This is a genomic window from Variovorax sp. Soil_C_33, assembly GCF_057656935.1.
In genome coordinates this window covers 197,156-219,243 of the sequence record NZ_JBDGJK010000004.1, presented here as the reverse complement: position 1 = coordinate 219,243, position 22,088 = coordinate 197,156, and the positions used below count along the sequence as shown (strand labels likewise).

Genomic DNA, 22,088 nt, shown 5'->3' with positions numbered 1-22,088 from the left:
GTCAGAACGCCTTTTGCGCTTGCACATACAAGCGCGGATTTCGTCCGCCGCCATCGGTCTGCGCCGGCCGGGTGCCGTCGCGCCAGGCGAGCGTCGCGTTGATGGCGAAGTTGCCGGGCCGCGCCCACGAGACGCCGACGCCGTAGCCGCGCAGGCTCAGGCGGTTCACGCCGTCGAAGAGCGCCGGATCGCGTGCCAGCTTGCCGCGCGCCGCGTCGTAGAACACGAAGGGCGTGAGCTCCTCGTTGTAGGACCAGCGCCATTCGACGATGCCGATCAGGCCCTCGTCCGCCAGCACCTCGCCCGAGGGATAGGCGCGCACCGCGCGCGCGCCGCCGAGCGCCAGCTTCTCCGAGGCGTCGAGGTTCTTGCTGGCCCACTGGCCGCCGAGCGACAGGAAGAGCGAATGGCGCGGCACGACGGCCTGCAGCCGCGAGACCAGGAAGCTGAGCTTGGTGAAGTCGCCTTCGGTGCGGCGGCCGCCGACGCTCTGGTCGAAGGCGAGGGTCTGCGGGTCGCGGATGTCCAGCTTGCCGCGGTAGAGCGTGCCCGAGCTGGCCCAGTAGCCGCCGCCCAGCAGCTCGTCGCGCCGCTCCCAGGTCCAGCCGAGGCCAAGGCCGTGCACCCGCTTCTTCGATGTGAAGCCCACCGCCTGCAGCTCGTCGGTGAGGTCCTTGACGTCGGCGCCGAGGCGCAGGAAGAGGTTCTGCTGGCGCTGGCGGATCAGCGGGTAGTTGAGCGAGAAGTCGAGCACCTCGGCCGTGCCCTGCGCATCGAGGTCGGCGAACTGGCCGCCGAGCTCGTAGTTGACGCGCGCGAGGCCCACGCCGGCGCGCAAGCCCCGGCTGCCGATCGGGGCCTCGTAGGCGGCGCGGCCGAACACCAGCCCGCTGTCGTTGGACACCATCGCGCGCAGATCGAGGTTGTCGCCGATGCCGAAGGGGCTGAGCCAACGCGCGCTGCCGCCGATGCGGTAGCGGCCGGACTCTTTGGTGCCGTGGTTGTCGGCCTCGGCGGTGAAGACCCAGCGCCGCGCCGCCGTCACCTCGACCGAAAGATCGGTGGTGCCGGGCTGCGTGCCCTCCTGCAGGCCGGAAGCGACGCGGATGCCGGGCTGGTCCGACAGCAGCAGCATCGCGCGTTCGTAGCTTTGCGCGTTGACCGCGTCCCCCGGCTGCACCGGCGTGAGGAAAGCGCGCACGCGAGCCTCCGCGATCGGTGCGTCGGGCGCCACGGCGACATCGATCTTGCCGAGCCGGCCTTCGATCACGCTGATCTCCACCACGCCGCCCTGCACGGTCTGCACCGGCACCACCGCCTGCGCGAGGAAGTAGCCACGCTCGCGGTAGCGGGCGGTGATGGCCTGCGCCAGCGCCTCGAGGTCGCCGAGCGTCACGTCGCGGCCGATGTAGGGCCGCGTGATGCTCTGCAGCTCTTCGTTGCTGAGCGCCTTGACGCCGTTCAGGCGCAGATCGTTGAGGCGGAACGCGGCCGCCGGCACGGGCGGCGCGGGCAGGCTTTGCGGCGCGCCCGATGCCTGGGCGAGCGGGCGGTCGCAGCTGCCGCACGGGTCCTGGGTGGGCAGCAGCGTCGTGGCCTCCTCGTCGGCCGCCTGCGCGACCTGCGCGGCCAGCGCCAGCGCGACAGCCACCACCGAACCGGCGCCCCTCATGCCGGGCTCCCCACCTTCAACCGCCAGTTGCCGATCAGGTTGAACGGGGCCCAGAAGAACGGATGCGACATGCGGGGTTCCTTCAATACGGCCAGCTGCCCGGCCTGCATGGCCTGCTGGATGTCCCGGCCCTTGGCCAGTTCGGCATAGAGCGTGCTCATGATGATGGCGGTGGCGTCGTCGGACACCGGCCACAGCGAGGAGATCAGGCTCGAGGTGCCTGCGGAGAGAAAGGAGCGCGTGAAGCCCAGCACCTCGTCGCCCTGGGCGATGCGGCCCAGCCCCGATTCGCAGGCCGACAGCGTGACCAGCGCGGTGCCCTGCATCGGTAGGCCCAGGATCTCGTGCGCTTCCAGGAAGTTCTGCTTGCCGCCTTCGTTGGCCAGCAGGATGCGCGAGTACAGCGGATCGATCTGGTCGGCTTCGGCATGCGCCGCCACGTGCATCAGCGGCGCGCGCGCGGCCACGTCGCGGAACTGCGTCTTGGTGGCGGCCGCACCCATGTAGACGTTGTTGCGCGGGAACAGCTGCGCAAGCTGCTTGACCTCGACCTCTGCGCCGGGCAGGTCGTACTTGTCCTCGATGCGCGGATTGCCGAAGGCGATGAGCGCGGCGTCGACGCGCGGCGAGCGCTGCGCGAGCTGCACCGCGATGCTCATCGAGGGCGCGACCGAGACCGGATTCGTCTCGATCAGGTAGCGCCCGTTCAAGCGCAGCGCCTGGAAAGGCAGGTAGTGCAAGGGCCCGTGCGGCACGACGACCAGGCGCTCGCCCGGCTTCAGCGCCAGCGGGCCGAGCAGCGCGGCGCCCAGCTTGTCGGCATTGGCGATGGCGGCGCGCCGGCCGCGCACCACCGAGTTGCGAAAGGTCTCCACCAGCTCGGTCAGGTCGTCGCGCTTGATCGCGATGCTCTTCGCCTCGATGCCTGCGGGGCTGACCACCCAGGCCTGCAGGCGGTCCGGCAGCGCATGGAACTGCAGCACGCGCTCGTCGGGCGCCAGCGTGCGCTGCAGCGTCGCGAGGTCGATGGTCGTGGCCGCCTCGCTGCTCACGCGGGCCCGGCCGCGCACCGCGTCGAGCAGCGCACGCGAGCGGCTGCGCTCGCTGAGCTCGAAAGCCCGGCGCGCGTCGCCGACATCGCTGTAGAGGCCGACCCCGCGCTCGAACACCGATTGCAGATCGGAGAACAGGCCCATCTTGAACTCTTCGCTGCGGAACTTCGCGCGCACCGCATCGACACCGCCGAGCGCGCGGCCCACGGCCTCGGCCGCGGCCTGCTTCTGCCCCAGTGCGAGCTCGCTGCGCGCCACGCCATCCCAGGCCCAGAGCTGGTAGTAGCCGCTGTCGATGCCGACCGAGCGCGTGGTCAGCTGCAGGTACAGATCGCGCGCCTCCGCCGGCTTGTTCTCGGCCAGCAGCAGCCGCGCGCGCGTGCGTTCCAGCTGCGCGGCCAGCGGCGCTTCGCGCGGCGGCGGCAGCGTGCCGAGCAGTTGGCGCGCGCGCGCCGCATCGCCCGATTCGATCAGCGCATTGATCAGCGAGGACTGCACCAGCGGCGCATAGCGCTGCGAGCTGTTGGCGAGCGCCGTGTCGTAGCTCTGCACCGCGCCGGCATAGTCGCCGCGGCGGGTCTGCACGTCGCCGATGACCTTGTGCACCGGCCCGACGACCAGCTTGGGATCGCGCGCCGGATGCTTGAGCGCCTCGCGCGCGAACTCCTCGGCCTTTTCGAGCTGGCCCGAGTAGCTGTAGACGATCGCGAGGTCGCGGTTCGCCATCGCGAGCAGGTTCGGGTCGTGCGTGGTGTTGGCCAGGTGCATCGCCTTGCTCGCGGCGCGCACGCTCTGGCGGAACTCGCCGGCTTCGGCCAATGCGACCGCCTGGCTGCAGTATTGATAGCCCGAGAGCTTGGGGCTGTCCTGTGCGTAGAGTACCGCGCCATCATTGGTGAGCGCGAGCAGCGTGTCGGTGTCGGCGAGCCGCGCCTGTTCCTGCTTGCTGGCCGCGGCCTCGGCATCGGGTGCCTGCGCCATGGCCCACTGGCAGCCGACCAGCGCCCCGAGTCCGAGAGCGCCTGCGATCCACTTGCGCGCAGAGTGCGCCGACACGAACCTCGAAAAACCTTGCATTCGACCCCCGCGCGCAGTCTGTAGGCCCGCTTGCGCGGGCCGCGACGCCGCGGAAGTGCGGGGCCTCTCAGACTCGTCGCGGAGTCTAGGAGCGGCCCTGGGGGGCGCCTATTCGCAATACGGTCTAGCGCGAAGGGCGTAGGGCTCGTTCCGGCTCGTGCCGACGCTCACTTGTCCAGCCCGGCCAGGCACACGTACTTGATCTCGAGGAACTCGTCGAGCCCGTACTTCGAGCCTTCGCGCCCGAGGCCCGACTGCTTGACGCCGCCGAAGGGCGCCTCGGCGGTGGAGATCAGGCCGGTGTTCACGCCCACGATGCCGGCTTCCAGTTGCTCGACCACGCGCATGATGCGGCCGATGTCGCGGCTGTAGAAGTACGAGGCCAGGCCGAACTCGGTGTCGTTGGCCGCCGCGATCGCATCGGCCTCGGTCTCGAAGGCGAAGATCGGCGCCAGCGGGCCGAAGCTCTCTTCGTGCGCCACCAGCATCCCGGCCGTCGCGCCGCCGATCACGGTGGGCTGGTAGAAGTTGCCGCCGAGTGCATGGCGTTTTCCGCCGGCCAGGACCTTGCCGCCCTTCTTCAGCGCATCGGCCACGTGCTCCTCGATCTTGGCCACCGCCTTGTCGTCGATCAGCGGGCCCTGCGTCACGCCGGGCTCGGTGCCGACGCCCACCTTCAGCGCGTTGACCTTGGTCACCAGCTTCTGGGTGAAGGTCTCGAGCACGCCGCGCTGCACGTAGATGCGGTTGGCGCAGACGCAGGTCTGGCCGGTGTTGCGGTACTTGGAGACCATCGCGCCTTCGACCGCCGCATCGAGATCGGCATCGTCGAACACGATGAAGGGCGCGTTGCCGCCGAGTTCGAGCGAGAGCTTCTTGATGGTGTCGGCCGATTGCTTCATCAGCATGCGGCCGACCTCGGTGGAGCCGGTGAAGGTGAGCTTGCGCACGATGGGGCTGCGGGTCATCTCGCCGCCGATCTCGGCGGCCGAGCCGGTGAGTACCGACAGCAGGCCCCTGGGCAGCCCGGCGCGGTCGGCGAGCTCGGCGAAGGCCAGCGCCGAGAACGGCGTCTGCGTCGCGGGCTTGACCACCATCGAGCAGCCGGCGGCCAGCGCCGGGCCGGCCTTGCGGGCGAGCATGGCGGTGGGGAAGTTCCAGGGCGTGATGGAGGCCGTCACGCCCACCGGTTGCTTCAACGCGAGGATGCGGCGATCGGCCTGCGGGGCCGGGATCGTGTCGCCGTAGACGCGGCGCGCTTCCTCGGCGAACCATTCGATGAAGGAGGCCGCGTAGGCGATCTCGCCCTTGCTCTCGGCCAGCGGCTTGCCCTGCTCGGTGGTCATGATGAGGGCCAGGTCGTCGACGTTGGCCAGCATCAGGTCGTTCAGCTTGCGCAGGATGGCCGAGCGTTCCTTGGCCGGGCGCCGGGCCCAGTTGCGCTGCGCCGTTTCCGCTGCGGCGATCGCGCGCACGGTTTCGGCGGTGCCGCACTTCGGCACGGTGCCAATCTGCTCGCCGTTGGCGGGGTTGGTGACGGAGATGGTTTCGCGGCTGTCCGCGTCCGCCCATTCGCCGGCGACGAAAACCCGCTCGCGCAGCAGGGTCGAATCCTTCAGTTTCAGCATGCCTGTGCTCCTTGTCTCGGGTTCCAGGGATCACGATAACCACGGCGGCTGCCTGCAAACATGTGGACGGCGGTATCCCTTAAGGGCAATCCGGTATTCGTCCGGCCATGCGCACCCGATAAGATCGCGGCCCTTGAACTCGGATTGAACACGGAGAGACCATGAAAAAACTGCTCGCCTTCACGGCCATCGCCACCGCTGCCGTAGGCGCCTACGCCCAGGATTACCCGGGCAGCAAGCCCATCAGCATCGTGGTGCCTTTCTCCGCCGGCGGCCCGACCGACCGCGTGGCCCGCGACTTGGCCGAGGCGCTGCGCAAGCCGCTCGGCGGCGTCAGCATCGTGGTTGACAACGTGCCCGGCGCCGGCAGCTCGATCGGCGCCGCCAAGGTGGCGCGCGCCAATCCGGACGGCTACACGCTGCTCTTGAACCACATCGGCATGGCGACCGTCCCGACCCTGGTGCGCAACGTGCCCTTCAAGGTGGAGAGCGACTTCGAATACCTGGGCATCGTGAACGACGTGCCGATGACGCTGATCGCCAAGCCCACGATGAAGGCGAACAACTACAAGGAGCTCACGGCCTGGATCGCGGAGAACAAGGGCAAGATCAACCTGGGCAACGCGGGCGTGGGCTCGGCCTCGCACCTGTGCGGCCTGCTGTTCCAGAGCGCCACCAAGACTGAGATGACGCCGGTGCCCTACAAGGGCACGGCCCCCGCGATCACCGACCTGATCGGCGGCCAGATCGACCTGCTGTGCGACCAGACCACCAACACCTCGCCGCAGATCGAAGCCAAGAAGGTCAAGGCCTATGCGGTGACCACCTCGAAGCGCCTGACGACGCCGCTGCTCAAGGACCTGCCGACGCTGCAGGAGTCGGGGCTGAAGGACTTCCAGATCACGATCTGGCACGGCCTCTACGCGCCCAAGGGCACGCCGGCCGCGGTGACCAAGAAGCTCAACGATGCGCTGAAGGTCGCGCTGAAGGATCCGGACTTCATCAAGAAGCAGGAAGGCCTGGGCGCCGTGGTCGCGAGCGACAGTCGCGTCGAGCCGGCCGAGCACAAGAAGTTCGTCGCCGCCGAGATCGCCAAGTGGAGCCCGATCATCAAGGCCGCCGGCGTCTACGCTGACTGAAGTTGGCGCACGGCGCGCTCGCGCCGTGCCTCCGAATTCGGATGCAAAGGCCGCAGGTACTCGTGCAGTGCCAGCGCGGCCGCACCCACCGCGGGTGCCCACTCGCCATAACGCGCGCCGCGCACATTGGGCGCCGGCATGCCGGCGCTTTCGGCGTAGCGCCGCACGGACAGGATGGCGTCGCGCATGAAGGCCGGATGGGCCTGGCATGACTTGCCGCCGACCACGATCGCCCGCGGCTCGAAAGTGACCCACAGGTTCTGAAGCAGCACGCCGAGAAATGCCGCGGCACGCTCTGCGTCGTTGGCTGCGCGGTCCAGCACGCGCGATCCCAGAAAGGCTTCCGCGCAGCCCTTTCGCCCGCAGGAACACAGCGGCCCGTCCACCTGCAGGATGGTGTGGCCGATCTCGCCGGCCATGCCGCGCGCACCGACGAACAGGCGGTCGTTCAACACGATGCCGGCACCGACGCCGACATCGCAGCTCACGAAGATCAGCGGGTCTTCGCCCTCGCCCTCAGAGAACTCGAACTCGCCGAGTGCCGCCGCGTCGGCGTCGTTCTGCAGCTGCACGCTGACGCCCGCGACGCCGGCCGCCGCCAGCGCTTCGGTGAGCTCCGGCAGGAGGCTCACGTTGCGCCAGCCGAGGTTGGGCGCGAAGCGCACCAGGCCGGTCGCATCCTCCACCGCGCCCGGCACGCCCACGCCGATACCCGAGACCCGCAGGCCCGATGCCAGCAGATGCCGATGGGCGGCCGCCGCCATGCGCGCGACCTGGGCGCAGACCGCGCGCGGCGCATGCTCGCGCAGCGGCTGCGCGTCCGAATGGAGCACCTCGCCCAGCAGCGACACGCAGGCCACGCGCACCACTTCGACCGCGATCTCGACGCCGATCAGGGCGCGCACGCGGTCGTTGATCAGCAGCGGGATCGAAGGCCGCCCGAGCCCGTCGGCCACGGCCGCGCCGGCCTCGTCGAGCCAGCCGCCCTCGAGCAGCTCGCGCACCAGCAGGCCGACAGTGGACTTGGTCAATCCGCTCTCGGCGGCCAGCCTCGCACGCGAGAGGCCCGGCCGCGCACGCAAGAGGCGCAGCAGCACACTGCGGTTCATGCGCCTGACCAGCTGCTGGTCGCCTATCGTGGTCATCCCCCGTGCTCGGCCTGCGCCTTCCCCTCGGGCCGCTTGCCCGCAATGATCATCCCGAGCACCTCGTCCTCGGTCACGTCGGCGGTGCGGTAGGTGCCGACCAGGCGCCCGTTCTTCATCACGGCCAGCCGGTCGCTCAAGCCGAACACATCGGGCATGTCGTGGGTGATCAGGAAGATGCCCACGCCGTCGGCCTTGAGCTGCTTCACCAGCCGGCCGACCATCGCGGTCTCTTCCGGGCCCAGCGCGGCGCAGGGCTCGTCCATGATCAGGATGCGGGCGTTGAAGTACAGGGCCCGCGAGATCGCCACCACCTGCCGCTGGCCGCCCGACAGGCGCCGCACCGGCACGCGGATGTTGGTGAAGTTCTTGTTCAGGCGCTGGAACACCTTGCGCGCCTGGTTCTCCATGAAGTGGTCGTCCAGCGTGCGCCAGGGCGTGAGCTTCTCGCGGCCGAGGAAGAGGTTGGAGACCGAGTCGAGGTTGTCGGCCAGCGCGAGCGTCTGGTAGATGGTCTCGATGCCCTGCGCCTGCGCTTCGGAGGGCGTGCGGATGTGGACCTGCTGGCCCGCGATCACCGTCTCGCCCGAATCGACCGGGTAGGCGCCGGCCAGCATCTTCATCAGCGTGGACTTGCCGGCGCCGTTGTGGCCCAGCAGCGCGACCACCTCGCCGGCATAGAGGTTGACGCTGACGCCGTCCACCGCCTTCACGCCGCCGAAGGCCTTGTGGATGTCGCGCAGTTCGACCAATGGCTGTGTCGCGGTGCTCATCAACGTTCCCCGAAATACTTGCGGTAGAGCACGTCGAAGACGACCGCGACGATCAGCACCTGCCCGATGATCACCATGCGCTTGCCGATCTGCACGTCGAGCAGCAGCATGCCGCTGTCGAGCGATTGCATGATCAACGCGCCCAGCACCGAGCCGAAGATCGAGCCGCTGCCGCCGGCCAGCGCCGCGCCGCCGATCACCGCCGCCGCGATCACGTAGAGCTCCATGCCGCTGCCGAGCGAGTTGGTGCCGGCGTTGAGGCGCGCGATGGAGACGATCGCGGCCACCGTCACCAGCACCGCGAGCAGCGCGAACAGCAGCATCGTCACGCGCTTGACCGGAATGCCGACCAGCGCCGCCGCATCCGGGTTGCCGCCCATCGCGAACACGTAGCGCCCGAAGCGCGTGCGATGCACGATGAAGGACAGCACGACCGCGACCACGGCCCAGATCAGCACCGGGATCGGGATGCCCTGCGGCTCGGTCTTCGAGGATATCTGGTAGCTGTTCATCGTCGCGGCGAAGGCGAACACGACGGCCACCGGCACCGCCGTGAGCAGCAGGTCCAGCCAGAGCGGCTCGACCGGCATCTCGTGGCGCTGGCGCGCGCGCCGCTGCTGCAGCTTGCGCGCGAACAGCACCACGCCCACGATCGCAGCCAGCACCCAGGTGGCGGTGGTGCCGATGCCGCCGTCGTAGCCGCCGCCCAGGCGCTGGAAGAACTCGTCGTTGACCGGCTGCGTCTTGCCGTCGGCCACCAGGAAGGCGGCGCCGCGGAAGGACATGAGGCCGCCCAGCGTGACCACGAAGGAAGGCACGCCCAGCATCGCGGTGAGCCCGCCCTGGTAGAGCGAAACAAGGAGCGCGACCGCCAGGCCCGCCAGGCAGGCCGCCGGCCATGACCAGCCCGAGGTGTACTGCAGATAGGCGACCAGCACGCCGACGAAGCCCATCACCGAGCCGACCGAGAGGTCGATGTGGCGCGCGACGATGACCAGCACCATCACGGTCGCGACGATGCCCACCACCGCCGTCTGCTGCGCGATGTTGTAGAGGTTCTCGGGCGTGAGGAAGATGCCGCCCGAGAGCACGTGGAAGACGAGCGCCATCACCACGAGCAGCACGCTCATGAGCGAAAGGCGCAGGTCGATCCCGCTGCGCCTCCACAGCCCCGGAGACTGACTCATGATCCCGGCCTACTTGCAGGCGGCCGGGGCCTTGTCGCCAGATACACCTTTGCAGAGCTCCGCCTTCTTGATCCAGCCTTCCTTGACCACCACGTCGAGGTTGTCGCGCGTGATCGGCACCGGCGTGAGCAGGCGCGAGGAGATCGCGACCTTCTTCTCGCCGCCGCTCCAATTCGCCGCCTTCTCCGGCGTCTTGCCCTGGGTCAGCGCGATCGCGGCGGAGGCCGCCTCGCGGCCGAGCTCGCGCGAGTCCTTCCACACCGTCACGGTCTGGGTGCCGAGCGCGACGCGGTTGAGCGCCGCGAAGTCGGCGTCCTGCCCCGAGACTGGGATGCCGCGAATGCCCTTGGCCGAGAGCGCGGCTACTGCGCCGCCGGCCGTGCCGTCGTTGGCCGCCACCACCGCATCGACCTTGTTGCCGACCTTGGTGAGGATCTGCTCCATGTTCTTCTGTGCCACCTCCGGCTTCCAGCCGTCGGTGTATTCGTCGCCGACGACCTTGATGTCGCCCTTCTTCACCGCCTCGGCGACGATCTCCTGCTGCCCGGCGCGCAGGAAGTTGGCGTTGGGATCGGTGGGCGAGCCCTTGATGAACACGTAGTTGCCCTTGGGCTGCACCTTGTAGACGGCGCGCGCCTGCATGCGGCCGACCTCGACGTTGTCGAAGGTGATGTAGAAAACGCCGGGGGTTTCGATCAGCCGGTCGTAGGCCACCACAGGCACCTTCTGCCGCACCGCCTTGTTGACCGCGGGCAGGATCGCGTCCTTGTCCATCGCGAGCACGATCAGCGCCTTGGCGCCCTTGGACATCAGGCCCTCGATGTCGCCCAGCTGCTTCTCGGGCGAGCCGCCGGCATCGGCACTGATGTACTTCGCACCCAGCTTCTCCAGCTGCGCCTTGATCGCCGCCTCGTCGGTCTTCCAGCGCTCCTCCTGGAAGTTGGACCAGCTCACGCCGACCACGGTCTGGGCGCAGGCGCCGATGGCGGAAAGGCCGAGGGCCAGGGCGCCGAGGGCGCGAAGGGGCTTCTTCATGGGCATGTCTCCGGGGGGTTGCTGGCTTGCCGCATTGGGTTAGTTCGAGCGGCGAACTAACTATGGTCCACGCCTCGCGGTGGCGACCATCCGGGGAATCCCTGCGGGAGAAGGCACTACAGGGGCGGCGACTCGGACGGTGTTGCGTGGCCTCGATGGCGATGGAGGCAAGGGACTGAGCCCTCGATGCAGCTCGCGCCCGTGTCGCGATGCCGGTCATGCACCTCGTGCGATGGCCGCCGCCTTCTCCAGATCGATTCCGTGCACCAGCGGATCCGCATGCCGGTGCGCAAGCTGCCACTCGCCCTCCGCGTCGCGGCGGTAGACCAGCGTCACGCGCAGCGACCAGTCCTGCTCCGGCAAGTGCGCGATCGTGGCTTGCTGCCGTTCGATCACGACCAGCACGACCAGGTTGCCCGACGCGTACGACTGCACCAGCTCCACCTCGCCGTCGCCGCCCCTGAAGAAGCGCGCGAACTCTGCCCGCCGCGCGTCCGACCAGGTGAAGCCGCGCGTGGGCGCGCCGCCGAAGGGCGTCATCAGCGTGAAGTCCTCCGCGTGCGAGATCAGTGCGAGGTAGGCGCCGATGTCACCGCGCAGCAAGGCGGAGTTGGCTATTTCGGTGCGACGCAGCAGCGCGGCGAGTTCATCGCCAGCTACAGCTTCAGCCGTCGCGGCCACATGGTGGTGGTCATGGAGATTCGTCATGGAGGAACGCATGGAGTGACCCGGTGGCAAAAGGCCTCCATGGTTCCTTCGAACCGCAGGCCGGTATTGAAGCTTTGCGACACCGGCCGGGCCCGGACTGCACCACTACTTGGGCCTGATCGCGTCGGCCGTCCCCTGGATGAAGGCCTTGATCTTCTCCACGTCCTCCGCGCTCAGCTTCCCGCTGAAGTCCGGCATCCCGCGCTCCATCGCAGGGCCCTTGAAGATGAACTTGTCGAGGTTCTCGATGTAGCTCGCGTTCATGTAGCCCAGGTTCGGGATGTTGCCGCCGCGATCCACGCCCGGCACGCCGTGGCAGAAGACGCAGTTGCTCACGTAGAGCAATGTGCCGTCGGGCACCTTGGCCGGGTCGTACTTCACGCCCTGCAGCAGCTTGTCCATGCGGTACTGCACGAACTCGGGCTTGGGCGCATTGCCGCCGACCACGAAGGTGTAGACCGTGCCCGGCCCCTGCCGCTCGGTCGCGCGCGCGGCCAGGCCGTAGACGCCGCCCCAGCCGACCGCGATCGAGACGTACTGCTTACCGTCGACCATGTAGGTGGCGGGCGCGGCGACCACGCCAGTGCCGGTGGCGGTCTCCCAGAGCTTCTCGCCGGTCTTGGCGTTGTAGGCCGCGAGGCGTCCGTCGGCCGTGCCCTGGAACACCAGGTTGCCGGCCGTGGTCAGCGTGCCGCCGTTCCAGGGCGAGACATGCTCGACGCCCCAGGCTTCCTTCTGCGCCACCGGGTCCCAAGCGACCAGGCGGCCCATCGGCTTGCTCTTGGGCGGCTCGGCATTGATGAACATGGCGGTGTTCCAGCCGAGCGCGGCATGCGGCCGGGCCGGCACGTTCTCGTTGAACTTCCAGGCCTTGTCGTCCATCAGGTTCACCGGGATGTTCTGTGCCGGCAGGTAGGCCAGCCCGGTCTGCGGATTGAAGGACATCGAGTGCCAGTTGTGCGCGCCGAAGGGGCCGGGAATGCTGTCGCCGGGCTTCTCGTTCTGGCGCGCGGCGGCCACTTCGATCGGCCGGCCCTTCTTGTCGTAGCCGGTGGCCCAGTTCACCTCCACGAAGTTCTTGGCCGAGATGAACTTGCCGTTGGTTCTATCGATGACGAAGAAGAAGCCGTTCTTCGGCGCATGCAGTATCACCTTGCGCGGCTTGCCGTCGATCTTCAGGTCGGCCAGGATCATCGGCTGGGTCGCGGTGTAGTCCCAGTTGTCGCCCGGCGTCTCCTGGTAGTGCCAGACGTACTTGCCGGTGTCGGGGTTGAGCGCGACGACTGACGACAGGTAGAGGTTGTCGCCGCCCTTGGGGCTGCGCTTGCTGTGCGCCCACGGCGAGCCGTTGCCGGTGCCCACGTACATGAGGTTGAGCTCGGGGTCGAAGGCGAGCGTGTCCCAGGCGGTGCCGCCGCCGCCCGCCTCCCAGTACTTGGCCGCAGGGTCCCAGGTCTTGGCGGCCTTGGCCATCGAGGCGTCCTCGAAGGGCTTGGACGGATCGCCCGGCACGGTGAACCAGCGCCACTTCTGGTCGCCGGTGGCCGCGTCGTAGGCCGTGATGTAGCCGCGCACGCCGTACTCGGCGCCGCCGTTGCCGATGATCACCTTGCCCTTGAAGACGCGCGGCGCGCCGGTGATGGTGTAGGACTTCGAACGGTCGACGATGGTGTCCTTCTCCCAGACCGGCTGGCCGGTGGCGGCATCGAGCGCGATCAGGCGGCCGTCGTAGGCGCCCACGAAGACCTTGCCCTGGTAGAGCGCGACGCCGCGGTTGACCACGTCGCAGCAGCCCTTGAAGCCCTTCGATCTGTCGACCTTGGGGTCGTAGCTCCAGATCTTCTTGCCGGTGCGGGCATCGATCGCATGCACCACGCTCCACGAGGCCGTGACGTACATGATGCCGTCGACCACCAGCGGCGTGGCCTCCACGCCGCGCGTGGATTCGAGGTTGTAGGACCAGGCAAGGCCGAGCTCCTTCACGTTGCCGGCATTGATCTGGTCGAGCTTGCTGAAGCGCGTTTCGGCGTAGTCGAGGCCGTAGCTCGGCCAGTCCGGCGTCTTCTGCGCATTGCTGCGGATGAAGCTGCCGTCCACGCGCTGCGTGACGGCCTTGATGTGCTCGGCCGAGCCTTTGGTCTGGGCCGACGCGGGTGCTGCGGCCAGGCACAGCAGCGCGCCGAGCGCGAGCACGGCGTGGGACTTGTTCATCGTGGGTCTCCGGTCGTTGTGCGCCGAAGAATCGTTTGCCCGCGCGTTTTGTTCACCTTCGGGATTTCCCTAGACCTCGACTGTTCCATTGCGGAACAAATTCAGCCTCCTCGATCACAGGAAACGACCATGCCCCTGTCCCCCTTCGCCAACACGCGCACCGAGCGCGTGGCGCTGGCACGGCAGCAGTTCTTCGAGGAAGGCGTGCGTCCTTCCGGGCTGGTCGGCGAGGCGGTGATCCAGTCGTGGATGCGCTGCACGCGCGCCCATGCGAACACGCGCCGCGTCATCGCCTTCGACGCCGTCACGCCGAGCCGCCTGCACGGCACGCTGGGGCGCAACCGCGAACTGCTCGAGGCCGCGCGCCACGAACTGGCCAGCATGGAGAGTTCGCTCGCCGGCACCGACTGCCGCGTGCTGCTGACCGACGCGCAGGGCGTGATCATGCATGTCACGCACCACCCGGCCGCGGCGCATCAGCCGATCCTGCAGAAGACCGCGCGCCTGGGCGTCAACATCGCCGAGAACGTGGTCGGGACGACGGCGCCGGGCATCGTGGCGACCACCGGCCAGGCCTGCACGGTGCAGGGCGCAGAGCACTACTTCGAGTACCTGCGCGAGATGCAGTGCGCAGCAGCACCGATCCGCGACGTGCACGGGCGGCTGGCCGCGGTGCTCGACATCTCGGTCGAGTCGCGCCGCTTCGGCTTCGATGCGGCGTCGATGGTCGCGCTCTACGCCACCACGATCGAGAACCGCCTGCTGCAGGCGCAGTCGCAGGACCGGCTGGTGCTGCGCTTCCAGGCCAGCCCCGGACTGCTGGGCACGCCGCTCGAGGCCCTGGCCGGCATCGCGCCCGATGGCACGGTGGCCTGGCTCAACACGGCCGGCATGCGGCTGATCGGCCGGCTGCCCGAATCCGGGCCCTGCGATGTCGAGCAGCTGTTCGGCCTCGACCTCGAGGGCCTGCTGCGCATGACCCGCCACGAAGCCGCGCAGCCGGTGCGGCTGGCGAGCGGACTCGGCGTCTGGCTGCAGGCCCGGCTGCAGGCGCGCGACGGGGTCGATTTCCGGCATGCGGTGAACGTGCCGGCCGAAGCGCCCATCGACTCGACGCCGCTCGACGAGGTACAGCAGGTCGCGCCGACCCCGCTGCCCGCGAGCGACGGCACGCTGCGCGGCCACAGCCGCAAGCTGATCGAGGAAACCCTGGCCGCGCACTACGGCAACATCTCGCACGCCGCGCGCCAGTTGCGGGTGTCGCGCGGCACCCTCTATCGCCGTCTCAAGAGCTGGCAACACAACGCGCCCGAATGAAGGCCGGGCTCGCGCAGCCGGGTTAGCCCGCTCACGCGTATTGGTCACGCCCGATACGATTTTCGGCAAAGCGCTGATGTGTGCTGCGCTGGAGCCGATATGGATTTGCCGATTCCCGAGCCCGCCCGGCGCGCGCTCTACCGCACGATGCTGCGCATCCGCGCCTTCGAGAATGCCGCCGAAGCGGCCAGTCAGGGTGGTGTGAGCGCCTACGGGCAGGAGGCCGCCGGCGCTGCCAAGGTGCGCGGCCCGCTGCACCTGTCGACCGGCCAGGAGGCGGTTCCGGCCGGCGTCTGCGCCCATCTGCACCCTGCCGACTATCTGACCTCGACCCACCGCGGCCACGGCCACACGCTGGCCAAGGGGGCCGACCTCACGCGCATGATGTGCGAGCTGTTCGGCAAGGCCAGCGGCTTCAACGGCGGCAAGGGCGGCTCGATGCACATCGCCGATTTCTCGGTCGGCATGCTGGGCGCCAACGGCGTGGTTGCGGCCGGGTTGCCGATTGCGGTCGGCGCGGCGCATGCCCAGAAGCTGCTGAAGAAGGATGCGATCACGGTCTGCTTCTTCGGCGACGGTGCGATCAACCGCGGCCCCTTTCTCGAATCGCTGAACTGGGCGCGCGTCTATCGGCTGCCGGTGCTCTTCGTCTGCGAGGACAACCGCTGGAGCGCGACCACCGCGAGCGGCCCGATGACCGCCGGCGACGGCGCCTCGGCGCGCGCCGAGGCGATGGACATCGCCGCCACCCGGGTCGACGGCAACGACGTGTTCGCGGTGCATGCGGCCGCGGGCCGCCTCGTCGCCGAGGTGCGCGCCGGCGGCGGGCCGCGGCTGCTGCATGCGCTGACCTACCGCGTGAAGGGCCATGTGTCGGTCGACCTCGCCGCCTACCGCGATCCGGCCGAGCTGGCGGCGGCGCTCGAGACCGACCCGCTCGCGCGGGCGCGCGGCCGCCTGATCGCCGATGGCATGGATGCCGCGCTGCTCGATGCGATCGAGGACGAGGCCGAGACGGAAGTCGCTGCGGCGCTGGCCGCCGCCGATGCCGCGCCCTGGCCCGAGGCCGACGCCGCCTTCACCGATGTGCAGACCACCGGAGCGGGCCAATGGACATGACGAGCGACATCGCCGCCGGCAGCACCGTGCGCGAACTCAGCTATGCCGAAGCCGCCGCGCTGGCGGTGCAGCGCGAGATGGAAGCCGACGCGCGCGTGGTCGTGCTCGGCGAGGACGTCGGCCGCGGCGGAATCTTCGGCCAGTACAAGGGACTGCAGCAGCGCTTCGGCGCCGAGCGCGTGATCGACACGCCGATCTCCGAGGCCGCGATCATGGGCGCCGGCGTCGGCATGGCGCTGGCGGGTCTCAGGCCGGTGGTCGAGATGCGCGTGGTCGACTTCGCGCTGTGCGGCATGGACGAGCTGGTGAACCAGGCCGCCAAGAACCGTTTCATGTTCGGCGGCCAGGGCAGCGTGCCCCTGGTCGCGCGCATGCCCGGCGGCATCTGGAACGCCTCGGCGGCGCAGCATTCGCAGTCGCTCGAAGCCTGGTTCGCGCACCTGCCGGGCGTGGTGGTGGTGTGCCCGTCGACGCCGCAGGACAACCATTCGCTGCTGCGCGCGGCGATGCAGTGCGGCGACCCGGTGGTCTACATCGAGCACAAGAACCTGTGGGCCTCGCGCGGCGAGGTCGACGAAGCGCAAGTGGTGCCGCTCGGCAAGGCCGCGCATATACGCCGCGGCAATGCGCTCACGCTGGTGAGCTGGAGCCGGCAGATGCAGGCGTGCAGCGCCGCCTGCGACACGCTGGCGGCCGAAGGCATCGAGGTCGATCTGCTGGACCTGCGCACGCTGTGGCCCTGGGACCGGGAGACGGTGCTCTCCTCCTGCGCGCGCACGGGCCGGCTGCTGGTCGTGCACGAGGCGGTGCAGGCCGCCGGCTTCGGCGCCGAGATCGCGGCCAGCGCAGCCGAAGCGACCGGCTGCAAGGTGGCGCGCCTGGGCGCGCCACGCATCCCGGTCGGCTATTCGCCGGTGCTCGAAGCGCAATCGCGCGTCGGCGCCGAACGGATCGTTCAGAGCGCCAGGGCCTTGTGCGGATGAACGCCGAAGCCGGCTTCGAGGACTCGGTCTTCTTCAAGCTGGTCCGGGTCGTCAACCTGACGGCACGGCCCTTCCAGCAGCGGGTCGGGCGCCAGCACCAGCTCACGCTCAACGAGTGGCGCACGATGGCCGTGCTGGGCATGCAGCCTGGCCTGACGGCCACGCAGCTGTGCGAGCTCACCGGCCTCGACAAGATGGCGGTGAGCCGTGCGCTGGCGGGACTCAAGCGCCACAAGCGCCTGCACCGCCATGAAGACCCGACCGACCTGCGCCGCAGCCGGCTCTACCTGAGCAGCGCCGGCAGGGCGCTGTTCGAGACGGTTCGCGGGCAGGCGCGGGAACGCGAGGGCGAGCTGTTCGCAGGCGTGGGCGCCGAGGACCTGGCGCACCTCAGTGCCACCCTCGACCGGCTGATCGCGTCGGTCGCCGGCCGGGATGATCAGGCCGAGAAGCCGCCGTCGATGCTGAGGCTGGCGCCGGTCACGAAGCCGGCCTCCGGACCTGCGAGGTAAGCGACCATCGCCGCGATGTCCGCGCCGCTGCCATGCCGCGGCAGCGCCATCAGCGCATGCATCGATGCGGCGTTCGGGCCATCGGCCGGGTTCATGTCGGTATCGACCGGACCGGGCTGCACGTTGTTGACCGTGATGCCGCGCGGACCAAGGTCGCGTGCCCACCCGCGCGTGAGGCCGGTGAGCGCCGACTTGCTCATCGCGTAGGCGCCGAAACCCGGGGACGGCACCCGTTCGGCGTTGGTGCTGCCGATGGTGATGACGCGGCCGCCGTCGCCCATGTGGCGCACTGCCGCCTGGGTTCCGACGAACACGGCGCGCACATTGACGTTCAGCGTGCGGTCGAAGTCTTCCAGCGACATCTCCTCGACCGTGCCGACCTTGAAGACACCGGCGTTGTTGACCAGGATGTCGAGACGGCCGAAGGCGCGCGCAGCCTGGTCGATCGCAGCGCGAAGAGCCACTGCGTCGGCGCTGTCGACGCGCAGCGCGATCGCGCGGCCGCCCGCGGCTTCGACGCTGCCGGCGAGTTCCTTGGCAGCGGCCTCGCTGCTCGTGTAGCTGAAGGCGACGGCGGCGCCGTCCGCTGCGAGACGCCGCACGATGGCGGCGCCGATACCGCGCGAGCCGCCGGTGACGAAGGCCGCTTTGCCGGCCAGAACGGACTTGGAAGAAGTGATTGCAGACATGGTGCGCTTTCGAAGTGGTGTGGAATGCCTGTAGTTTGGGGATTGCATTGCCTTGCCGGTAGCCGTAAAACTGCCCTATCAATCTCAACCCGCAGTTGAAAATGCAGCCCCTGAGCCATCTCGAATCCTTCGTCCGCAGCGCCGAGGCCGGCAGCTTCTCCGCCGGCGCCCGGCACCTCGGCCTGACGCCTGCGGCGGTGAGCAAGAACGTCGCACGGCTCGAAGCGGGCCTGGGCGTGCGCCTGTTCCAGCGCAGCACGCGCAAGCTGACCCTGACCGAGAGCGGCGAGCGGCTGCTGCTGCAGATCGGCGGCGCGCTCGGCACGCTAGCCGATGCCATGGCCGGCGCCGCCGAAGCCGGCGGCCAGCCTGCCGGCACGCTCAAGGTGAGCATGGGCCAGGCCTTCGGACGCACCTACCTGGTTCCGCTGGTCGGCGAGTTCCTGGCGCGTTATCCGGCGGTCATGCCCGACTGGCATTTCGACAACCGGCAGGTCGACCTGGTCGGCGAGGGCTTCGATGCCGCGATCGGCGGCGGCATCGAGCTGACGCCCGGCGTGGTGGCGCGCGAGCTGGCGCGCATCCACGTCGTGGCGGTCGCGGCGCCTGCGTACATGGCGGGCAAGCTGGTGCCGAAGCACCCGTCGGACCTCGCTGCCTTCGACGCCATCATGCGGCGTTCCTCCCCTACCGGACGGGTGCGGGCCTGGACGCTGCGCAACGCGGCCGGCGACGAAGGCGCGGCAGATGCGAAGCCGCGCCTGGTCTTCAGCGACCCCGAGGCGATCGCCCATGCCGCCATGATGGGCCTGGGCATCGCATTGCTGCCGATGGCTTTCGCGCTGCCCGGCTTGCAAAGCGGCGCGCTGGTGCGCGTGCTGCCGGGCTGGTATGCGGACTCGGGGCCGATATCGCTCTACTACCCGAGCAAGAAGCTGCTGCCGGCGAAGACGCGCGTGTTCGTCGACTTCGTGGTCGAGAAGTTTCGTGCGCAACGCTTCGCGGCCCGCATGCAGGGGACCTGAGCACACGGGGTTTCACCCGCAACGAACGAGGCGCTTCGCCTGTCAAACTCTGCGCCATGCATCAACAGGAAACACGCATGACCCTCTCGTTCCAATCCCGCCGCCGCTCTGCACTGGCCCTGGGCGCGATCGCCGCGCTGACGCTGCTGGCCGGACCCGCGGCGGCCCAAGGCAGCTGGCCGACCAAGCCGGTGCGCATCGTGGTGCCCTTCGCGCCCGGCGGCACCACCGACATCCTCGCGCGCGCCGTCGCGCCGGAGCTCTCCAAGGCCTTCGGCCAGCAGTTCATCGTCGACAACCGCGCGGGCGCCGGCGGCAACGTGGGCGCCGAGATCGTCGCCAAGGCGCCGAACGACGGCTACACGCTGCTGATGGGCACGGTGGGCACGCACGGCATCAACCGCGCGCTGTACCCCAAGCTGCCCTTCGACCCGATCAAGGATTTCGCGCCGATCACGCTGGTCGCAGCAGTGCCCAACGTGATGGAGATGAACGCCGACAAGGCCAAGGAGCTCAACATCAACAGCGTGGCCGACTTCGTGAAGTACGCAAAGGCGAATCCCGGCAAGCTCAACATGGCCTCGAGCGGCAGCGGCACCTCGATCCACCTGGCGGGCGAGCTCTTCAAGACCATGACTGGCAGCTTCATGACGCACATCCCCTATCGCGGATCGGGCCCGGCGCTCTTGGACCTGGTCGGCGGCAACGCCGATGTGATGTTCGACAACCTGCCCTCGTCGATGCAGCAGATCAAGGGCGGCAAGCTCAAGGCGCTGGCGGTGACCAGCGCAAAGCGCTCGCCGGCCCTGCCCGACGTGCCGACGGTCGAAGAGGCCGGAGGCCCGTCGCTCAAGGGTTACGAGGCGAGTTCGTGGTTCGGCCTGCTGGCCCCGGCCGGCACCCCGCCCGAAATCGTGAACCGCATTCAGCAGGAAGTGGCCAAGTCGCTCGGCACCGCGGCGATCAAGGAAAAGATGCTGGCCCAGGGCGCGATCCCGAGCGGCAACCCGCCGGCCGAGTTCGCCAAGTTCATCGACAGCGAGCACGCCAAGTGGGCGAAGGTGGTAAAGGCCTCAGGCGCGAAGGTGGACTAGCCTAATCGACACGTGGGGGCTACACCTCCCACATCACATCCTTGCGGTCGGCCAGCGAGTCCTTGAGCATGTGCAGCAAGGGCACGGCGCGCTGGTGCAGCGTGATGTGCTGCTTCTCGGCCTCCTCGTCATGGCCTTCGACGGCGAAGTCGTCGTTGTTGTGCGCGTTGTGGGCTTCACGCGCCATGGCCGCCTCCAGCGCCGCGATGGCGGCCGGCATCTGCTCCACCGTCACGATGCCCTTGCGCTCCGGCGCCTTGCCAATGATGTCGAACAACTGACGCGCGTGAGTTTCGAGCATCACGAAAGGGGGGCTGGCCCGCGATTTGAATCGATACAGCATGGTGCCTCGCTCGGTTACTTGTAGATGTAGTCGCGGACAAAAGGGTACACCGATTGCGCGCCGCGCAGCGCGCCGTCCTCGACCTTGCCGTCGGGCCGAGTGGCGAGCATCTGGTGCAGCGAAATCCAGCCCTGTTCGAAGCACATCGCCGAACCGGCCAGGTACAGGCGGTAGGCGCGCAGGATGCGCTCGGCATTGCCGCCCTGCCGCCCGCCGGCGCGCTGTAGGACCTCGCGCGCTTCGTCGAGCCGGGACTCGAGCGCATCCGACCAGGCCCAGAGCGTGCGCGCGTAGTGCGGCCGCAGGTTTTCGGTGTCGACCATCTCCAGGCCCGCGGCCACTGTCTCGCGCAGCACGTGCGTGACGTGCAGGAGTTCGCCGCCCGGGAAGATGTACTTCTCGATGAAGTCGCCCATGCCGGCGCCGAGCTGCTTGTAGTCGAGCTGGCCGGAGGTGATGCCGTGGTTCATGACCAGTCCGCCGGGCTTGAGCAATGAATGAATCTTGTGGAAGTAGACCGGCATGTTGACGCTGCCGACATGCTCGAACATGCCGACCGACGAGATCTTGTCGAAGGGCCGGTCTTCTTCGAGCTTGCGGTAGTCGCGCAGTTCGACGCGCACCCGGCCCTGCAAGCCTTTCTCCTCGATCAGGCGCTGCACGTGCGCATGCTGGTTCTTCGACAGCGTGATGCCGGTCGCGTCGACGCCGTAATGTTCGGCCGCCCACAGCAGGAGCCCGCCCCAGCCCGAGCCGATGTCAAGAAAGCGCTCGCCCGGCTGCAGCATGAGCTTGCGGCAGATGTGGTCGAGCTTGGCCTCCTGGGCCTGCGCCAGCGTCATCCCGGCGTCACGGAAGTAGGCGCACGAATAGACGCGCCGAGGGTCGAGCCACAGCGCGTAGAAATCGTCCGACACGTCGTAGTGGAACTCGATCTGCGCCGCGTCCTTGCCCATCGAGTGGGAGCCGCGCGACTTGGCGCGCCGCTGCATGCGACTCCACCAGCTGGTGTTGGTCTCGGCGGGATTGCCGGGCAGGAGGCTGACCGCAACGTCGATCAGGTCGCGCATCTTTCCTTCGATCTGGACCCGGCCTTCGACATAAGCCTCGCCGATGGCGCCGATCTGGCGGGCGCCGAGCTTGGCGAGCGCCGACCACTCGGAGAAGGCGAGCGTGACGCGCGAGCCGGGCTTGGCGACCTGTCGCCCATCGGGCAGCTGCAGCGTGACTGGAACAGACAGCGCGGAAAGCTGGGACTCGATCTTCGGCAACAGGCTTGACATGGCTGATTTTTGCCAGCAGCGGCGAAATTCGTCAACCGACCTCAGCGAAAACCCTCTTCGGGTTGACAACAGATCGTTTAGGCCTAAACTATTGAT

General features: G+C 68.7%; 19 protein-coding genes. 7 read left to right on the top strand and 12 right to left on the bottom strand.

Features of this window, described 5'->3' with window-relative positions; all coding sequences use genetic code 11:
• Nucleotide 1: 1 nt before the first annotated feature.
• The 3 genes from AC3A6B_RS08775 to AC3A6B_RS08765 form a co-directional block, all read right to left on the bottom strand.
• Complete coding sequence (locus AC3A6B_RS08775) at nt 2–1,672, bottom strand: ShlB/FhaC/HecB family hemolysin secretion/activation protein (RefSeq protein WP_487836330.1); 1,671 nt, start codon at nt 1,670–1,672, stop codon at nt 2–4.
• The gene (locus tag AC3A6B_RS08770) at nt 1,669–3,780 is read right to left on the bottom strand and encodes a CHAT domain-containing protein (protein WP_487836329.1); all 2,112 of its coding nucleotides are present in this window, start codon (nt 3,778–3,780) and stop codon (nt 1,669–1,671) included. The genes AC3A6B_RS08775 and AC3A6B_RS08770 overlap by 4 nt, the downstream gene beginning before the upstream one ends.
• Nucleotides 3,781–3,968: 188 nt before the next feature.
• On the bottom strand, nt 3,969–5,429 hold the full coding sequence (locus AC3A6B_RS08765) for an NAD-dependent succinate-semialdehyde dehydrogenase (protein ID WP_487836328.1): 1,461 nt from the start codon (nt 5,427–5,429) through the stop codon (nt 3,969–3,971).
• Nucleotides 5,430–5,590: 161 nt separating this feature from the next.
• Here AC3A6B_RS08765 and AC3A6B_RS08760 point away from each other — a divergent pair, with 161 nt between their 5' ends.
• Entirely contained in the window at nt 5,591–6,568 is a 978-nt protein-coding gene (locus AC3A6B_RS08760) for a tripartite tricarboxylate transporter substrate-binding protein (protein ID WP_487836327.1), read from the top strand.
• Here the strand turns inward: AC3A6B_RS08760 and AC3A6B_RS08755 are convergent.
• The 6 genes from AC3A6B_RS08755 to AC3A6B_RS08730 all read right to left on the bottom strand — a co-directional run bounded on the left by AC3A6B_RS08755 (nt 6,556) and on the right by AC3A6B_RS08730 (nt 13,627).
• Nucleotides 6,556–7,713 carry an ROK family protein gene (locus tag AC3A6B_RS08755; RefSeq protein WP_487836326.1) on the bottom strand — a complete coding sequence of 386 codons (1,158 nt, stop codon included), beginning with the start codon at nt 7,711–7,713 and terminating at the stop codon, nt 6,556–6,558. The two genes, AC3A6B_RS08760 and AC3A6B_RS08755, sit on opposite strands and share 13 nt — an antisense overlap.
• On the bottom strand, nt 7,710–8,486 hold the full coding sequence (locus tag AC3A6B_RS08750; protein ID WP_487836325.1) for an ATP-binding cassette domain-containing protein: 777 nt from the start codon (nt 8,484–8,486) through the stop codon (nt 7,710–7,712). The genes AC3A6B_RS08755 and AC3A6B_RS08750 overlap by 4 nt, the downstream gene beginning before the upstream one ends.
• Entirely contained in the window at nt 8,486–9,673 is a 1,188-nt protein-coding gene (locus AC3A6B_RS08745; RefSeq protein WP_487836324.1) for a sugar ABC transporter permease, read from the bottom strand. The genes AC3A6B_RS08750 and AC3A6B_RS08745 overlap by 1 nt, the downstream gene beginning before the upstream one ends.
• A gap of 9 nt (nt 9,674–9,682) precedes the next feature.
• Entirely contained in the window at nt 9,683–10,708 is a 1,026-nt protein-coding gene (gene xylF / locus AC3A6B_RS08740) for a D-xylose ABC transporter substrate-binding protein (RefSeq protein ID WP_487836323.1), read from the bottom strand.
• 216 nt (nt 10,709–10,924) lie between these two features.
• Nucleotides 10,925–11,416: a YybH family protein gene (locus AC3A6B_RS08735; RefSeq protein WP_487836322.1), complete on the bottom strand. Its 492-nt coding sequence runs from the start codon at nt 11,414–11,416 to the stop codon at nt 10,925–10,927.
• A gap of 105 nt (nt 11,417–11,521) precedes the next feature.
• The gene (locus AC3A6B_RS08730) at nt 11,522–13,627 is read right to left on the bottom strand and encodes a PQQ-dependent dehydrogenase, methanol/ethanol family (RefSeq protein ID WP_487836321.1); all 2,106 of its coding nucleotides are present in this window, start codon (nt 13,625–13,627) and stop codon (nt 11,522–11,524) included.
• A gap of 129 nt (nt 13,628–13,756) precedes the next feature.
• Here AC3A6B_RS08730 and AC3A6B_RS08725 point away from each other — a divergent pair, with 129 nt between their 5' ends.
• The 4 genes from AC3A6B_RS08725 (at nt 13,757) to AC3A6B_RS08710 (ending at nt 17,558) form a co-directional block, all read left to right on the top strand.
• Nucleotides 13,757–14,944, top strand: a complete 1,188-nt coding sequence (locus tag AC3A6B_RS08725; RefSeq protein ID WP_487836320.1) for a helix-turn-helix domain-containing protein — start codon at nt 13,757–13,759, stop codon at nt 14,942–14,944.
• Between the two features lie 99 nt (nt 14,945–15,043).
• Nucleotides 15,044–16,063 (top strand): thiamine pyrophosphate-dependent dehydrogenase E1 component subunit alpha, encoded by a 1,020-nt coding sequence (locus AC3A6B_RS08720; protein WP_487836319.1) that lies wholly within the window; start codon nt 15,044–15,046, stop codon nt 16,061–16,063.
• Nucleotides 16,060–17,046, top strand: a complete 987-nt coding sequence (locus AC3A6B_RS08715; protein ID WP_487836430.1) for an alpha-ketoacid dehydrogenase subunit beta — start codon at nt 16,060–16,062, stop codon at nt 17,044–17,046. Before AC3A6B_RS08720 ends, AC3A6B_RS08715 begins: the two co-directional genes overlap by 4 nt.
• A complete protein-coding gene (locus AC3A6B_RS08710) occupies nt 17,043–17,558 on the top strand; it encodes a MarR family winged helix-turn-helix transcriptional regulator (RefSeq protein ID WP_487836318.1) in 516 nt (171 codons plus the stop codon). The genes AC3A6B_RS08715 and AC3A6B_RS08710 overlap by 4 nt, the downstream gene beginning before the upstream one ends.
• Here the strand turns inward: AC3A6B_RS08710 and AC3A6B_RS08705 are convergent.
• Nucleotides 17,486–18,247 (bottom strand): SDR family oxidoreductase, encoded by a 762-nt coding sequence (locus AC3A6B_RS08705; protein WP_487836317.1) that lies wholly within the window; start codon nt 18,245–18,247, stop codon nt 17,486–17,488. The two genes, AC3A6B_RS08710 and AC3A6B_RS08705, sit on opposite strands and share 73 nt — an antisense overlap.
• 101 nt (nt 18,248–18,348) lie before the next feature.
• Here AC3A6B_RS08705 and AC3A6B_RS08700 point away from each other — a divergent pair, with 101 nt between their 5' ends.
• Together AC3A6B_RS08700 and AC3A6B_RS08695 are read left to right on the top strand one after the other, a co-directional pair.
• Nucleotides 18,349–19,272 (top strand): LysR family transcriptional regulator, encoded by a 924-nt coding sequence (locus tag AC3A6B_RS08700; protein WP_487836316.1) that lies wholly within the window; start codon nt 18,349–18,351, stop codon nt 19,270–19,272.
• Nucleotides 19,273–19,349: 77 nt separating this feature from the next.
• Nucleotides 19,350–20,366, top strand: a complete 1,017-nt coding sequence (locus AC3A6B_RS08695) for a Bug family tripartite tricarboxylate transporter substrate binding protein (protein ID WP_487836315.1) — start codon at nt 19,350–19,352, stop codon at nt 20,364–20,366.
• 19 nt (nt 20,367–20,385) lie between these two features.
• Here the strand turns inward: AC3A6B_RS08695 and AC3A6B_RS08690 are convergent, their stop codons facing one another.
• Both AC3A6B_RS08690 and AC3A6B_RS08685 read right to left on the bottom strand, forming a co-directional pair.
• The gene (locus AC3A6B_RS08690; RefSeq protein WP_487836314.1) at nt 20,386–20,709 is read right to left on the bottom strand and encodes a DUF1840 domain-containing protein; all 324 of its coding nucleotides are present in this window, start codon (nt 20,707–20,709) and stop codon (nt 20,386–20,388) included.
• Nucleotides 20,710–20,723: 14 nt separating this feature from the next.
• Nucleotides 20,724–21,992 (bottom strand): class I SAM-dependent methyltransferase, encoded by a 1,269-nt coding sequence (locus tag AC3A6B_RS08685; RefSeq protein ID WP_487836313.1) that lies wholly within the window; start codon nt 21,990–21,992, stop codon nt 20,724–20,726.
• Nucleotides 21,993–22,088 lie beyond the last annotated feature (96 nt).

Bases quoted from the DNA above. Each gene is read 5' to 3' on its own strand.
- AC3A6B_RS08775 (WP_487836330.1), bottom strand. From the start codon at position 1,672: ATGAGGGGCGCCGGTTCGGTGGTGGCTGTCGCGCTGGCGCTGGCCGCG.
- AC3A6B_RS08765 (WP_487836328.1), bottom strand. From the start codon at position 5,429: ATGCTGAAACTGAAGGATTCGACCCTGCTGCGCGAGCGGGTTTTCGTC.
- AC3A6B_RS08760 (WP_487836327.1), top strand. From the start codon at position 5,591: ATGAAAAAACTGCTCGCCTTCACGGCCATCGCCACCGCTGCCGTAGGC.
- AC3A6B_RS08755 (WP_487836326.1), bottom strand. From the start codon at position 7,713: ATGACCACGATAGGCGACCAGCAGCTGGTCAGGCGCATGAACCGCAGT.
- AC3A6B_RS08750 (WP_487836325.1), bottom strand. From the start codon at position 8,486: ATGAGCACCGCGACACAGCCATTGGTCGAACTGCGCGACATCCACAAG.
- AC3A6B_RS08745 (WP_487836324.1), bottom strand. From the start codon at position 9,673: ATGAGTCAGTCTCCGGGGCTGTGGAGGCGCAGCGGGATCGACCTGCGC.
- xylF (WP_487836323.1), bottom strand. From the start codon at position 10,708: ATGAAGAAGCCCCTTCGCGCCCTCGGCGCCCTGGCCCTCGGCCTTTCC.
- AC3A6B_RS08735 (WP_487836322.1), bottom strand. From the start codon at position 11,416: ATGACGAATCTCCATGACCACCACCATGTGGCCGCGACGGCTGAAGCT.
- AC3A6B_RS08730 (WP_487836321.1), bottom strand. From the start codon at position 13,627: ATGAACAAGTCCCACGCCGTGCTCGCGCTCGGCGCGCTGCTGTGCCTG.
- AC3A6B_RS08725 (WP_487836320.1), top strand. From the start codon at position 13,757: ATGCCCCTGTCCCCCTTCGCCAACACGCGCACCGAGCGCGTGGCGCTG.
- AC3A6B_RS08720 (WP_487836319.1), top strand. From the start codon at position 15,044: ATGGATTTGCCGATTCCCGAGCCCGCCCGGCGCGCGCTCTACCGCACG.
- AC3A6B_RS08715 (WP_487836430.1), top strand. From the start codon at position 16,060: ATGACGAGCGACATCGCCGCCGGCAGCACCGTGCGCGAACTCAGCTAT.
- AC3A6B_RS08710 (WP_487836318.1), top strand. From the start codon at position 17,043: ATGAACGCCGAAGCCGGCTTCGAGGACTCGGTCTTCTTCAAGCTGGTC.
- AC3A6B_RS08705 (WP_487836317.1), bottom strand. From the start codon at position 18,247: ATGTCTGCAATCACTTCTTCCAAGTCCGTTCTGGCCGGCAAAGCGGCC.
- AC3A6B_RS08700 (WP_487836316.1), top strand. From the start codon at position 18,349: ATGCAGCCCCTGAGCCATCTCGAATCCTTCGTCCGCAGCGCCGAGGCC.
- AC3A6B_RS08695 (WP_487836315.1), top strand. From the start codon at position 19,350: ATGACCCTCTCGTTCCAATCCCGCCGCCGCTCTGCACTGGCCCTGGGC.
- AC3A6B_RS08690 (WP_487836314.1), bottom strand. From the start codon at position 20,709: ATGCTGTATCGATTCAAATCGCGGGCCAGCCCCCCTTTCGTGATGCTC.
- AC3A6B_RS08685 (WP_487836313.1), bottom strand. From the start codon at position 21,992: ATGTCAAGCCTGTTGCCGAAGATCGAGTCCCAGCTTTCCGCGCTGTCT.